The organism is Edwardsiella sp. EA181011, from assembly GCF_000800725.1.
Lineage (GTDB): Bacteria > Pseudomonadota > Gammaproteobacteria > Enterobacterales > Enterobacteriaceae > Edwardsiella > Edwardsiella anguillarum.
The window spans coordinates 2,548,300-2,562,561 of the sequence record NZ_CP011364.1 but is presented as its reverse complement, the minus strand read 5'-3'; the positions used below and the strand labels follow the sequence as shown (position 1 = coordinate 2,562,561).

Below are 14,262 nucleotides of genomic sequence, written 5' to 3'. Positions count from 1 at the left end.
AGTGAAGTTTGATATTGCTCAATTTCCTTCGGTCTTTTCCCCGCCCGCCGCGTGAACTTTGACACGCCACAAAGATTGCCCGCGCGATAGGTTACAACCATTTACTGCATTTTAACCCAATAACAACGCAAAATGCCAAAATCAGCAGCAATAGGCAAAACAGCACGAACGCCAGCGGCGATTCGCTGCCGGGGATCCCCCCAGGTTGACGCCGAACAGGCCGGTCAGAAAGGTCGCAGGCAGAAACAGCATCGCCAGCAGTGACATGGTATAGGTGCGGCGGTTCAGCGCGTCGGCCACCTGCGATGCGATCTCATCCGCCAGCAGCGCGGTACGGGCGATACAGCTATCCAAATCCTCCAGACCGCGGCCGAGGCGATCGGCGATATCCTGTAGCCGGCGCCGATCGTCATCACCCAGCCAGCCCAGCCGCTCGCAGGCCAATCGCGCCAGCACATCGCGCTGCGGCGCCAGGTAACGACGCATCACGATCAGCTGCTTACGCAGCATCGCCAGCTCGCCGCGGGGAGGAAACTGCTGATCCAGCAGCCGATCCTCCATATCGATGATGCAGTCATGGCGCGCGTCGATGGCGTCGCTGAGCTGATCCACCAGCGCATCGGCGATCGCAACCAGCAGCCCCGCGCTGTTCACGGCGCCGCTGCCCCCTTGTAAATCCTCCACCACCGGCGCCAGCGCCGCGCTGTCGCGATGCGCAGAGGTGAGGATCAGCGTGCCGGTCACATACATGCGCAGCACCACCCACGGATCCGGGTGCGTATCGGCCGCCGGATCGAGATGGAGACTGCGCAGGGTGATCATAACCCCCTCCCCCTGGCGCGTCAGCCGGGGGCGCAGGCTCTCCCCGGACAGGCTTTGGCGCAGCGGATCCGGCAGCAGCGACGTGGTCGCCAGCCAGTTGCGGATCGGCGCCTCACGGTAGTCCAGGTGTAGCCAGGCCGGCTGCGCCAGCGAAGCCTTCGCCTGGACGGTCAGCGCCCGACAGCCGCCCTGACCGTCCAGCTGCAGAGCATATATCGCCTGCCCCAGCGGCAGATCCTCGCCCATCATTGGCGCTTCTCCAGCAGCGCGGTGGTCAGGCGCGAGGTACAGCACAGATGACCGCGATCGTCGCGGATATCGATCTGCCACACCTGATGACGGCGCCCTAGGTGCAGCGCCCGGCATACGCCGTGCACCGTACCGCTGCGCACGGCGCGCAGATGGTTGGCATTGATCTCCAGCCCCACCACCTGCTGACTGCCCTCGCTGCACAGGTAGCCCGCCAGCGAACCCAGCGTTTCCGCCAGCACCGCCGATGCGCCGCCGTGCAGCAGGCCAAAGGGCTGGCGGGTACGCTGATCCACCGGCATACTGCCCTCCAGCGTATCTTCCCCATCCGGGTGATCTCAATGCCCAGATGGCCGACCATGCACGCCTCCCCGACCTGATTAAGCTGCTCCAGGGTTATCGCGCGTTTCCAAATCATCACATATCTCCAGTAAAGCCTGAACCGGATGGCGCAGCGCCACCCCCTGCTGGCGTAGTACCTGACTGCGGCAAGAGTAGCCCGTCGCCAGACAGCGCGCCGGCGGCAGCGCAGCCAGCGCGGGCTGCCACGACAGCGCATAGATGCCGCGCGACGCCGCCTGGTTGGCCACCTCATGGCCATAGGTTCCCGCCATGCCGCAGCAGCCTACGCTGACATTCTGTAGGCGGGCGCCCAGATGGGCAAATACCTGCTGCCACTGCGCCACGCTGGCCGGCTCGGCACAGGTTTCGGTACAGTGGCCGAACAGATACCATGTCTCGTCAACCGCGGGCCCGAGCCGCTCGGCGGACGGCAGCGCCTGCGCCAGCCACTCCTGAATCAACTGTACCTGAAACTCGCCGCGCTGCTCACCCAGAATAGTTTTATATTCATCGCGATAGCATAACACCATTGCCGGATCGACGCCCACCAGCGGGATCCCCAGCCGGGCGACCCGGTTGAGAAACTCGGCGCCGCTGCGCGCCGTACGGGCGAAACGGCGCAGGAATCCCTTGATATGCTGCGCCTTGCCGTTGGGAACAAAGGGCAGCAGCTGGGCCCGCAGGCCCAACCGATCGCACAGTCGGATCAGCGCCTCGACGACCCGCGCGTCGTAGTAGCTGGTAAAGGGGTCCTGCACGATAAGCACCCTGCGCGCGCGCGCCGCGGCATCCAGCCCCTCCAGCGACTCCAGAGAGTCCAGCAGCGCCGGATGGCCGGCCAACGCGTGGCGCAGGGTCGGCGCTGAGAGCTGCGGGAGATCGGTCATTCCGACACAGCGTTCGCTCAGGCGTCCCAGCAGCGGCTGACGCAGGAAAAAGTTAAAGACCCGCGGCGCCCTCGCCATCCACGGCGTATAGCGCTCCACACCGGCCACCAGATGGTCGCGCAGCGGGCGCAGATAGCGCGTGTGGTACAGCTGCAGAAAGCGGGCGCGAAACGCCGGCACATCGATCTTGATCGGACATTGACTGGAGCAGGCCTTACAGGAGAGACAGCCGTCCATCGCCGCCTTGACCTCATGCGAGAAGTCATACTCACCCGCGCGGGCGCGCCAGCCGCGACGCGTTTTGGCGATCAGCGCGCGCAGCGACGCCAGCGTGCCCAGACGCTGCTCCAGCGCCAGGGGATCGACGCCCTGCTCCGCCAGCAGGCGCAGCCATTCGCGCATCAGCGCCGCCCGGCCTTTCGGCGAGTGAAGACGATCGCCGCTCACCTTCAGCGAGGGGCACATCGGGCTGCGCCGATCAAAGTTAAAGCACAGGCCGTTACCGTTACACTCCAGCGCCCCGCGAAACGCGCCGCGCACCGCCGCCGGAATCTGCCTGTCGAAGGTGCCGCGCTTCACCGCATCCACCTGCTTCATCGGCGCATCGCAGCCCAGCGGCGGGCAGATCTTTCCGGGGTTCATCCGGTTATCCGCGTCAAACAGGCTCTTGATACGGCGCAGCTCGTGATACAGCGCCGCGCCAAAGAAGGCCGGGCTGTACTGGGCGCGAAACCCCTTGCCGTGCTCCCCCCACAGCAGGCCGCCATATTTGGCCGTCAGCGCCACCACCCGATCGGAGATCTCGCTGACCAACGCCTCATGACGCGGGTCACACATGTCCAGCGCCGGCCGCACGTGCAGCACGCCGGCGTCCACGTGGCCAAACATGCCATAGCTCAGCTGATATTGATCCAGAATGGTGCGAAACTCGGCGATATAGTCCGCCAGATAGGGCGGAGGCACGCAGGTATCCTCGACAAACGGGATCGGTTTGGCCGCCCCCTGGGCGTTACCCAGCAGGCCGACCGCCCGCTTGCGCATGCCGTAGATCCGTTCGATATCGGCCTCATCGCTGCACAGACGGTAGCCGATCACGCCGCCTTCGCCCGCGTCCGCCATCGCCTCCAGCCGTTGACACAGCGCCGTCACCTGGGCGGCAATGGCGCGCGCATCATCACCGGCAAACTCGACGATGTTCAGCCCCTGCAGCGGACGATCGGCGCGATCGTCGATCAGATCGCGCACGCCGTGCCAGATGATGTCGCGACGCGCCAGCGCCAGCACCTGAGAGTCAATCGTCTCGACCGACAGCGCGTTGGCCTCCAGCATCAGCGGCGCGTTGCGCAGCGCCGCATCGAAGCTGTCATACGTCACGTTGACCAGACGGCGCACCTGCGGCAGCGGAATGATGCGCAGACGCGCCTCGGTCACCAAGGCCAGGGTTCCCTCCGAGCCGGCCAGCAGCCGCGACAGATCGACGCGCTGCAGATCGTCGCTGAGAACGTGGCGCAGATCGTAGCCGGTCAGGAAGCGGCTAAGCGGCGGAAACGCGGCGACGATGGCCTCGCGCTGCCCCAGGCAGACCTCCAGCACCCCGCGGTAGATTTCGCCGATCCGATCGCCCTGGCGGGCCAGGGTCTGGGCCAGCCGAATCGGCAGCGGCGCGGTATCCAGAATATCGCCGCCCAGTAGCACGCTCCGCAGCCCCAGAATATAGTCGGAGGTTTTACCGTACACCCGAGAGCCCTGACCGCAGGCGTCCGTATTGATCATCCCCCCAGGGTTGCGCGATTGCTGGTGGAGAGCTCCGGCGCAAAGAAGTAGCCGTGGGGTTTGAGCAGGGCATTCAGCTGATCCTTGACGACGCCCGCCTCGACCCGCACCCACCCCTCCTGCAGATTTATCTCCAGAATGCGCTGCATATGGCGCGACATATCCACCACGATGCCCCCGTTTAGCGCCTGGCCATTGGTACCGGTGCCCCCGCCGCGCGCCGTGAGGCTCAGGTGGCGGAACGCCGCCTCCTGGGCCAGGCGGGCGATCGCCACCACCTCCGCCGTAGAGCGCGGAAACAGAATGGCGTCCGGCAGCAGCTGATAGATGCTGTTGTCCGTCGCCATGGTCAGACGCGCCCCATAGCGCGTATCGCACTCGCCGTTAAAACCGTTTTGCTTCAGGGTCTGAATAAACGCCGTAACCGCCGGGTCAAACCCCGTCGATGGCGAAAGCCGAGGGATCATGCGCATAAATCCTGTCCATAGTGTGTGCTCCGCGGGCTCACAGGCCCGCCCCCTGCCATACGCCGCGCCGAGTATCGCGACTGGCCGATGCGACGCCCCGGTCGCGCGGCCGCGCCCCGCCGTGCGGTAGCCATGCCTGAATTCAACCGGTTACTCCTCACGCTATCACAAAACAGCAGGCGGTGAAATTTTCTACGCCGCGCGCACGCCGCTAAAGATCTGCATGCAGGAGCTGGGTTTTCCCACTATCCTGAGTCATCATAAGCGCCGCGCACGCCGCCGCGCACAATTGAGATGGAGACTATGGATAAGCCACTACCGAAGTATGATTTGGCCCGGATTATTTTTGGGTCGCTGTTTATTGCCCTGCTGATCATCTCCTGTCTGTGGGTGGTTCAGCCGTTTATTCTGGGCTTTACCTGGGCCAGCATGGTGGTGATTGCGACCTGGCCGGTGCTGATTTGGCTGCAAAATCACCTGTGGGGCAAGCGCTGGATCGCGGTCGTGCTGATGACGCTGCTGCTTCTGCTGCTGTTTGTACTGCCCATCGGCATGGTGATTACCAGCCTGATCGGCAACGCAGGCCCGATCCTTGACTGGGCAGCCAATGCCCGCAGCTGGCAGATGCCGCAGCTGGAGTGGCTGCAGACGCTGCCGCTGATCGGCGCCAAGCTGTATGCCAGCTGGCAGGGGCTGATGAACGAAGGGGTTCTGGTCACCAAGATCCAGCCCTATATCGGCCAAGGGATCACCTGGTTTATTACCCAGGCGGCCCATGTCGGCGGCTTCTTCCTACACTGCTCTCTGATGCTGTTGTTCAGCGCCCTGCTGTATAGCCGGGGCGAGGAGGTCGCCTTTGGCATCCGCCGCTTCGCTATCCGCCTGGCCGCCGACCGCGGCGACGCGGCGGTGATCCTGGGCGGTCAGGCCATTCGCGCCGTCGCGCTGGGCGTCGTCGTCACCGCGCTGGCCCAGTCGCTGCTGGCGGGCATCGGGCTGGCGATCAGCGGCATCCACTATGCCGTCCTGTTGACGGTGGTGATGTTTATCTGCTGCCTGGCCCAGCTGGGCCCGCTGCTGGTGCTGATCCCGGCCGTCGCCTGGCTGTACTGGAGCGGTGATAACACCTGGGCAACGGTGCTGCTGGTATGGAGCGGCGTAGTCGGCACCATGGATAACGTGCTGCGTCCGGCGCTGATCCGCCTGGGCGCCGATCTGCCGATGCTACTGGTGCTCTCCGGCGTTATCGGCGGCCTGCTGGCCTTTGGCATGATCGGCCTGTTTATCGGCCCCGTCGTGCTGGCGGTCTCTTATCGTCTGGTTTCCGTCTGGATCAGCGAGGCGCCGGCGCCGCTGAGAGATGCCCGCCAGGTCAGCGAGGCGTTAGATAAACGGCAGTAAGATAATGGGCGGCGTCTGCCCCGGGAGACGCCGCCTAAAATGCGGCAGGTCCTCTGCGCTCGCGCGATTAAAATAGCCAACATGAATCCCATCGGGTATTTATTCAACAGCCTGCGGTTTTATTTAAGTAATGAAACGAAAATCGCTGTACATATTCCTTTCCTCCCGTTGCCCAGTGAAATTTCTGTATTCTCCATTTTTTATAGATTAGCTATCGTCATAGTAATAAATTAGATATATAATCCAGCCCTGTAATGTCTTCAGCGCGGTGTCAATAAGAATCACTCCCAAAACCGTCTGATTCCCCCGGATCCAGAAATGTGCATCGGTGCCAGCGCGGGCCTGCGGATTTCTCTCCCTATTGCTGTGTGTAGTCTTTGCCCATCGCTTTGATGGGCTTTTTTTTTATCCGCCATGTTTCAAATGGTAACCGATCATTTATTTGTATCGCGGCGAGAAGAAATAAAAGCGCTAGAAAAAACGGCCGCATCGCAGCGACCGTTTAGCCTGTGGCCAAAATAACGCTTATTTTTCTGCCAGATTAATCCAGGTCTGTACCACCGTATCCGGATTCAGCGACAGGCTGTCAATTCCCTGCTCCATTAACCAGCGGGCAAAGTCCTCATGATCCGAGGGGCCCTGACCGCAGATCCCTACATATTTCCCCTGCGCCTTGGCGCTGCGGATAGCCATCGACAACAGCGCCTTCACCGCCGCGTTGCGCTCGTCAAACAGCGCAGAGACCACCCCAGAGTCACGATCCAGTCCCAGGGTGAGCTGCGTCATATCGTTAGAGCCGATGGAGAAGCCGTCGAAATGGGCCAGGAAATCGTCGGCCAGCAACGCATTGGAGGGGATCTCGCACATCATGATCACCTTCAGGCCGTTTTCACCGCGGCGCAGCCCCTCTTTCGCCAGCTGGGAGACCACCGCCTGCGCCTGCTCCACCGTGCGGACGAAGGGGATCATCACCTCGACGTTGGTCAGCCCCATCGTATTGCGCACCCGCTTAATGGCGTCGCACTCCAGGGCGAAGCAAGGGGCAAAGCTCTCCGCCACATAGCGACCGGCGCCGCGGAACCCCAGCATCGGGTTCTCCTCATGGGGCTCATAGCGCTCACCGCCGATCAGATTGGCATACTCATTCGACTTAAAGTCTGACAGGCGGACGATCACCCGCTTGGGCCAGAATGCCGCCGCCAGCGTCGCGATGCCCTCGGTCAGGCGGCTGACGTAGAACTCCACCGGATCGTCAAACCCCTGCATCATCTGACGGATCTCCGCCTGTACCGCCGCATCCTGGCGATCGAACTCCAGCGCCGCGCGCGGATGCACGCCGATCATCCGGTTAATGATGAACTCCAGGCGCGCCAGCCCCACGCCATCGTTGGGCAGGCGGGCGAAGTCAAAGGCGCGGTCCGGGTTGCCGACGTTCATCATGATCTTCAGGGGAAGCGTGGGCATCTGCTCGACCTGCGAACTCTGCACGCTGAAGTCGATCTGCCCGCGGTAAACATAGCCGGTATCCCCCTCGGCGCAGGACACCGTCACCGCCGTCCCCGGCCGCAGGCGCTCGGTGGCATCGCCGCAGCCGACGACCGCCGGGATCCCCAGCTCACGCGCGATAATCGCCGCATGGCAGGTGCGTCCGCCGCGGTTGGTGACGATCGCCGAGGCCCGCTTCATGATCGGCTCCCAGTCCGGATCGGTCATGTCCGTCACCAGCACATCGCCCGCCTGGATCAGGTGCATCTCGCTGATGCGGGTAATCACCTTCACCGGCCCGGCGCCGATGCGATGGCCGATGGCGCGCCCCTCCACCAGCACCTCGCCGCGCTGGCTCAGCTGATAGCGCTCCATCACCTGCTCGTTGGCCCGCACGGTCTCCGGACGGGCCTGAACGATGTACAGCTTGCCGCTGTGCCCATCCTTGGCCCACTCGATGTCCATCGGACGGCCATAGTGCTGTTCGATCAGCAGCGCCTGCCGGGCCAGCTGCTGGATCTCCCCGTCGCTCAGGCTAAAGCGCCCGCTCTGCGCCGCGGGGACATCCTCAATGCGCACCTGCTTTCCGTGCTCCTGACTGTCGGCATACACCATGCGGATCTTCTTCGAGCCCAGCGTGCGGCGCACGATGGCGGGCCGCCCCGCCTGCAGGGTCGGTTTGTGCACGTAAAACTCATCGGGGTTTACCGCCCCCTGCACCACCATTTCGCCCAGCCCATAGGCCGAGGTGATAAAGACCACCTGATCGAATCCCGACTCGGTATCCAGAGTAAACATCACCCCGGAGGCCGCCAGATCGGAGCGCACCATCAGCTGCACCCCGGCAGAGAGCGCCACGCCGCGGTGGTCATAGCCCTGGTGTACCCGGTACGAAATGGCGCGATCGTTAAACAGCGAGGCGAAGACATGCTTCACCGCCGTCATCACCGCATCGATGCCCTGTACGTTGAGAAAGGTCTCCTGCTGCCCGGCAAACGAGGCATCGGGCATATCCTCCGCCGTCGCCGAGGAGCGCACGGCGAAGGAGGCATTGGCGTTGTCCGCGGCCAAGGTGGCATAGGCGCTGCGAATCTCCGCCTCCAGCGTCGCCGGAAACGGGGTTTCGATCACCCAGCGGCGGATCTGCGCTCCCGCCCGCGCCAGTGCGTCTACGTCATCGATGTCCGTCTGATCCAACAGCGCATAGATCCGCCGGTTGACGCCGCTCTGTTCCAGAAAATCATTAAACGCCTGCGCCGTTGTGGCAAAGCCATTCGGCACCGACACGCCCAGCTCAGACAGGTTGGTTATCATCTCTCCCAGAGAGGCATTTTTACCGCCGACCCTCTCGACATAGTGCATCCCGAGCTGGTTGTACCACACCACATTCTGTAATTGCGCGCCATTACTAGACATCGAAGCAATCCTTTTATTTCAAAGCATGGGTTTCGGAGACAAGACACCGCCAACGCGGCATAATCAGACTAACACAATGTCGGCACAGACCAAGATAGGTGAATCGTTACACCTAGCGTAGAATTTGCCTTCAATGGAAAAAACGCACTTTTTTACTTGGATGTGCTGAAATACGTCAGCCATTATTCCCCCCGTCACGCCCATGCTGAAGCACGCCGCGCGCGATCGTCAGCGTATCGACCGGCAGTGCGGGGCACAGTGGCGGCAGAATGGCTACAGCATATTGAAAGCAAAGACTTTCCTGACCAGTCTTCAATTAACTGTAGTCTTAAAAATACATTCGTGCTATTTATCAGCCGGGCAGCGACATACCGCGGTCGCGGTGGTCCAGCCCCCATCAACAGGAGGAGAGCATGAAGAGAAGCGTGTTCTATATTTCCGACGGAACGGCCATTACCGCAGAGGTGCTAGGGCACGCCGTGCTGTCGCAGTTCGCGTTGGACGCCACCAGCTATACCCTGCCCTTTGTCGAAACCGAAGAGCGGGCAGAGGCCGTACGGCAGCAAATCAACGCCATCTACCAGCGCAGCGGCGATCGCCCGCTGGTGTTTTACTCTATCGTCTCGCCGCGCATCCGCACGATTATCGAAAGCAGCGAGGGCTTCTGCCAGGACATCGTCCGTGCGCTGGTGTCGCCGCTGCAGGCGGAGCTGGGTATCCAGCCGGTGCACGTTGCCAACCTGACCCATGGTCTAACGGCCCATAATCTGAACCGCTACGATGCGCGTATCGCCGCGGTTGATTACACCCTAGCCCACGACGACGGTATCTCGCTGCGCAACCTGGAGCGCGCCCAGGTGATTCTGCTGGGCGTCTCACGCTGCGGCAAGACCCCCACCAGCCTGTATCTGGCGATGCAGTTTGGCATCTTTGCCGCCAATTATCCGTTCACCGCCGACGACATGGACAACCTGCAGCTGCCCCCCGCGCTGCGCGAACACCAGGACAAGCTGTTTGGCCTGACGATCAACCCCGAGCGGCTGACGGCGATCCGTGAGGGACGCCGGGAAAACAGCCGCTACGCGTCCCTGCGCCAGTGCCGTCTGGAGCTGGGTGAGGTCGAGGCGCTCTACCGCAAGCACCAGATCCGCTACCTCAATACCACCAACCACTCCGTCGAAGAGATCGCCGCCAAAATCATCGATACCCTGGGGCTCAATCGCCGCATGTATTGAGATGGCGCCTGCCCCTGCCGCCGCATCCATGCGTCGCGGGGCGGGCAAAAAAGGCGCTTATTGTGCGACCTGACGCATGTACTAGTAAGAAAGTACATCAACTGCTCACAAAAGCAGCGCCGCTCTATTGATTTGTCCGGTAATTGCTTTATCGTGATCCCCATCACTTCCCGGTACTCCTGCCGTTGAGAAGACCAGCTTTAGAGACAGCCATGCACAAAACCGATGAACTGCGTACTGCGCGCATCGATACACTGATTTCGCCCGCAGAACTGGCGCAGCAACTGCCTATCGATCCGTCGGTGGCAGAACACGTGACAACGTCACGAAAACGAATTGAACGCATCCTTCAGGGCGATGATCCCCGCCTGCTGGTCATCATTGGTCCCTGCTCCATCCACGATACGGCAGCGGCGCTGGATTACGCCCAGCGCCTGGCCCCCCTGTGCCAGCGCTATCGGGATCGTCTGGAGATCGTGATGCGCACCTATTTTGAGAAGCCGCGCACCGTTATCGGCTGGAAGGGGCTAATCTCCGACCCGGATCTGAACGGCGCCTGCCGCGTCAACCACGGCATCCGTCTGGCCCGTGAGCTGCTGCTGCGGGTCAATCAGCTGGGAGTGCCCACCGCGACAGAATTTTTAGATATGGTGACCGGGCAATATATTGCCGACCTGATCAGCTGGGGCGCCATCGGCGCGCGTACCACGGAGAGCCAGATCCACCGCGAGATGGCCTCGGCGCTCTCCTGTCCAGTCGGTTTTAAAAACGGCACCGACGGCAGCACCCGCATCGCCATCGACGCCATCCGCGCCGCCCGCGCCAGCCATATGTTCCTGTCGCCGGATAAGGATGGCCGGATGACCATCTACCAGACCAGCGGCAACCCGTTTGGCCATATCATCATGCGCGGCGGCAAGGTGCCCAACTACCATCCGGCCGACGTGGAGCAGACCTGCCAGCAGCTGCGCCAGTTCGATCTACCGCCCTACCTGATCGTCGACGCCAGCCACGGCAACAGCCAGAAACAGCACCGCAGGCAGCTTAACGTCGCCGAGGCGGTCGCCGGCCAGATCCGCGCCGGTTCCCGCAGTATTGTCGGGATCATGGCGGAGAGCTTCATCGCCGAAGGGGCGCAGAAAAATCTGCCCGGACAGGCGCTGATCTACGGGCAGTCGATCACCGACCCCTGCCTGGGCTGGGAGGACAGCGAACGGCTGCTGGCCCAGCTGGCCGATGCGGCCGGCAGCCGCCTCTGAGCACGAACGGGACGCCCGCCCGCGGCGTCCCGACATCCCCTGATCCCCCGCGCTTTATCTTTTTGTGCTCTCTCGCTTGATCCAGATCATGAACAATTCGCATTACCGTTGATCGAATGATAACTATTATCATTCAATGCCGCGCAGTTCAGGTATTAACGGAGAGTTACCATGACGCTGGACATTACCCCCTATCTGGCCGCGGCCGAAGGCATTCCCTTCCCCGAACGCTGGGCCACCATGCCCTGGCGCCATCAGCAGCCCCTGCCCGCCGACGCCCTGGCGCAGGGCTGGCAGCAGCTGTGCCAGCGCACCCTGTCGCCCAATAAGCGCCTGGTCTATGTACATATCCCCTTTTGCGCCACCCACTGTACCTTCTGTGGCTTTTATCAAAACCGCTTCAGCGAACAGGCCGTAGCCCGCTACTGCGACTACCTGCAGCGCGAAATCGCCCTGGAGAGCGCCCTGCCGCTGCAGCAGTCGGCGCCCATCCACGCCGTCTACCTGGGCGGCGGCACCCCCAGCGCCCTGAGCGCTGAGCAGCTGTATCGCCTGATCACCCAGCTGCGCAGCGCGCTACCGCTGGCCGCCGACGGCGAAATCACCGTCGAAGGACGCGTGCTGAACTTTGACGATGCGCGTATCGACGCCTGTCTGGCGGCCGGCGCCAACCGTTTCTCCATCGGTATCCAGACCTTTGATACTCGTCTGCGCCAGCGCATGGGGCGGCGGGCCGATCGCGATCGGGCCATCGCCTTTCTGCGGGCGCTGGCCGAGCGTGACCGGGCGGCGGTGATCTGCGACCTGATGTTTGGTCTGCCGGGACAGACCGCACGGGAGTGGCAAAACGATCTGGATATCGTCAACGATTTACCGCTGGACGGCGTCGATCTCTACGCGCTCAATCTGCTGCCCTCGACGCCGCTGGCCAAGGCCGTCGCCAACGCCCGCGCCCGCGTCGCCGACGCCGCCGAGCGCCAGGCATTCTACCGGGTCTATTGATGCTGACCACGCTGGCCGCCGCCCACCTGGGCGCACTGCGCCTGTCGCCCGTCGCGCTGCTGCGCGACGGCGATCCCCTCCAGTGGCAGATCTGGCTCAACATCCGCCTGCCGCGAGTGCTGCTGGCGGCGGTTATCGGTATTGCGCTGGCCGTCTCCGGCACCCTTATGCAGGGTCTGTTCCGCAACCCGCTGGCCGATCCCGCCCTGCTGGGGATCAGCAGCGGCGCTGCGCTGTGCGTGGCGCTGACCATCGTGCTCCCGCTGGCGCTCTCGCCGCTGCTAGCGCTGTATGCCCAAATGCTGGCGGCGTTTGGCGGTAGCCTGGCCATTTCGCTGCTGATTTATCTCCTCAGCCGCGGTGCATCAGTGACACTGTCACGATTATTGCTCGCCGGGATCGCCATTAACGCCCTCTGCTTTGCCCTGGTCGGGGTGCTGAGCTACCTGAGCGACGATCAGCAGCTGCGTCAGTTCACCCTATGGAGCATGGGAACTCTGTCGCGCAGCGAATGGCATACGCTGGGCGCCAGCGCCCTGCTGATCCTGCCGGCCAGCCTGTTCGCGCTCACCCGGGCCCAGCGCCTGAACCTGCTGCAGCTGGGCGATGAGGAGGCCCACTACCTCGGGCTCGACGTGGCGCGCACCAAGCGCCAGCTCTTGCTTCTCAGCGCCATCCTGGTCGGCAGCGCGGTGGCAGTCAGCGGCGTCATTGGCTTTATCGGCCTGGTGATTCCCCACCTGTTCCGCCTGCGGCTCGGCGCCGATCACCGCTGGCTATTGCCCTGCGCAGCCCTGGGCGGCGCCTGCCTGCTGCTGCTGGCCGACACCCTGGCCCGCACCCTGGCGGCCCCGGCGGAAATGCCGGTCGGGATGCTGACCAGCCTACTGGGCGGCCCCTATTTTCTCTGGCTGATACTGCGCTACCGGGAGGTAAGTCATGGCCAATAACCCCAGACTGCAGGCCGAGCAGCTCACCTATAGCGATCATGGCCGAACGCTGATCCGCCAGGTGTCGCTGACCCTGCCCTGCGCCGAGCTGGTGGTCATTATCGGCCCCAACGGGGCGGGAAAATCGACCCTGATGCGACTGCTTGCGGGCTATTTACGCCCGGACAGCGGGCGCTGCACCCTGCTGGGGAAGGAGCTGGCCGCATGGCCTGCGCAGCAGCTGGCACAGCGACGGGCGGTGATGCGCCAGCACAGCGCGCTGGCCTTTCCCTTTAGCGTACGCGAGGTGATCGCCATGGGGCGCTCACCCTGCCCCGAGGGACAGCAGCAGGCGCTGCAGACGGTGATGCAGCAGAGCGGCTGCCTGGCGCTGGCGGATCGCGACTATCGCACACTCTCCGGCGGCGAACAGCAGCGGGTACAGCTGGCGCGAGCGCTGGCCCAGCTGTGGCATCCCACCCCCCAGCCGCGCTGGCTATTTCTCGACGAGCCGACCTCTGCGCTCGATCTGTTTCACCAGCAGCACCTGCTGCGCCTGCTGCACGGGATGACCCGCCGCGAGCCGCTCTCGGTCTGCTGTATCCTGCACGATCTCAATCTGGCCGCCCTGTATGCCGATCGCATCCTGCTATTGCACCAGGGGACGCTGGTCGCCAGCGGAACACCGGAGCAAGTACTGGATCCGGCGCTGCTGTCACACTGGTATCGGGCCGATCTGGCGGCGGGACGCCACCCCGAAACCGGCGGCCCCCAGATCCACCTGCGGCGCTGAGCCAAGACAAACGTTTCTCCTGTCGGCGGGCGCAGTCCCGCCGTTTTCTCCGCAATAACACCTCAGCATGGCTTATCTATAGCGGTTTTATATTGGCATCCTATGGGTGTGCCTGTGCCAGTAGACTGTGCGCGAATGGATTTCCCTCCCTCCCGTGCGCGGCGCCGTCGCACGGCCGGGAATGATGCGACCCGCCACGGTG

Annotated in this window: 6 protein-coding genes and 4 pseudogenes; 6 read left to right on the top strand and 4 right to left on the bottom strand. The window is 63.1% G+C overall.

Annotated features, from left to right (window positions below; translation table 11 throughout):
- Nucleotides 1-91: 91 nt before the first annotated feature.
- From zntB to QY76_RS11250, 3 pseudogenes are all read right to left on the bottom strand, one after another.
- A pseudogene (zntB, locus tag QY76_RS11260) lies at nt 92-1,071 on the bottom strand (zinc transporter ZntB).
- Nucleotides 1,068-1,489: pseudogene (locus QY76_RS11255) on the bottom strand (hotdog fold thioesterase). Before QY76_RS11255 ends, zntB begins: the two co-directional pseudogenes overlap by 4 nt.
- Nucleotides 1,452-4,540 (bottom strand): annotated as a pseudogene (locus QY76_RS11250) (FAD-binding and (Fe-S)-binding domain-containing protein). The pseudogenes QY76_RS11255 and QY76_RS11250 overlap by 38 nt, the downstream one beginning before the upstream one ends.
- Before the next feature lie 303 nt (nt 4,541-4,843).
- Here QY76_RS11250 and ydiK point away from each other — a divergent pair.
- Nucleotides 4,844-5,941 carry an AI-2E family transporter YdiK gene (gene ydiK / locus QY76_RS11245; protein WP_034163383.1) on the top strand — a complete coding sequence of 366 codons (1,098 nt, stop codon included), beginning with the start codon at nt 4,844-4,846 and terminating at the stop codon, nt 5,939-5,941.
- A 525-nt stretch (nt 5,942-6,466) separates the two neighbouring features.
- Here ydiK and ppsA read toward each other — a convergent pair.
- Nucleotides 6,467-8,842: a phosphoenolpyruvate synthase gene (gene ppsA / locus QY76_RS11240; protein WP_045427896.1), complete on the bottom strand. Its 2,376-nt coding sequence runs from the start codon at nt 8,840-8,842 to the stop codon at nt 6,467-6,469.
- A gap of 413 nt (nt 8,843-9,255) precedes the next feature.
- On the opposite strand from ppsA, the gene QY76_RS11235 reads away from it, so the two are divergent.
- From QY76_RS11235 to QY76_RS11215, 5 genes and pseudogenes are all read left to right on the top strand, one after another.
- Entirely contained in the window at nt 9,256-10,077 is an 822-nt protein-coding gene (locus tag QY76_RS11235; RefSeq protein WP_034163381.1) for a pyruvate, water dikinase regulatory protein, read from the top strand.
- Between the two features lie 212 nt (nt 10,078-10,289).
- Nucleotides 10,290-11,336 carry a 3-deoxy-7-phosphoheptulonate synthase gene (locus QY76_RS11230; protein ID WP_034163380.1) on the top strand — a complete coding sequence of 349 codons (1,047 nt, stop codon included), beginning with the start codon at nt 10,290-10,292 and terminating at the stop codon, nt 11,334-11,336.
- A gap of 171 nt (nt 11,337-11,507) precedes the next feature.
- Nucleotides 11,508-12,326: pseudogene (locus QY76_RS11225) on the top strand (radical SAM protein); the annotation flags it as partial.
- 11 nt (nt 12,327-12,337) lie between these two features.
- Entirely contained in the window at nt 12,338-13,288 is a 951-nt protein-coding gene (locus QY76_RS11220) for an iron ABC transporter permease (protein ID WP_045427899.1), read from the top strand.
- Nucleotides 13,278-14,060: a heme ABC transporter ATP-binding protein gene (locus QY76_RS11215; RefSeq protein ID WP_034163371.1), complete on the top strand. Its 783-nt coding sequence runs from the start codon at nt 13,278-13,280 to the stop codon at nt 14,058-14,060. Before QY76_RS11220 ends, QY76_RS11215 begins: the two co-directional genes overlap by 11 nt.
- Nucleotides 14,061-14,262: the final 202 nt, after the last annotated feature.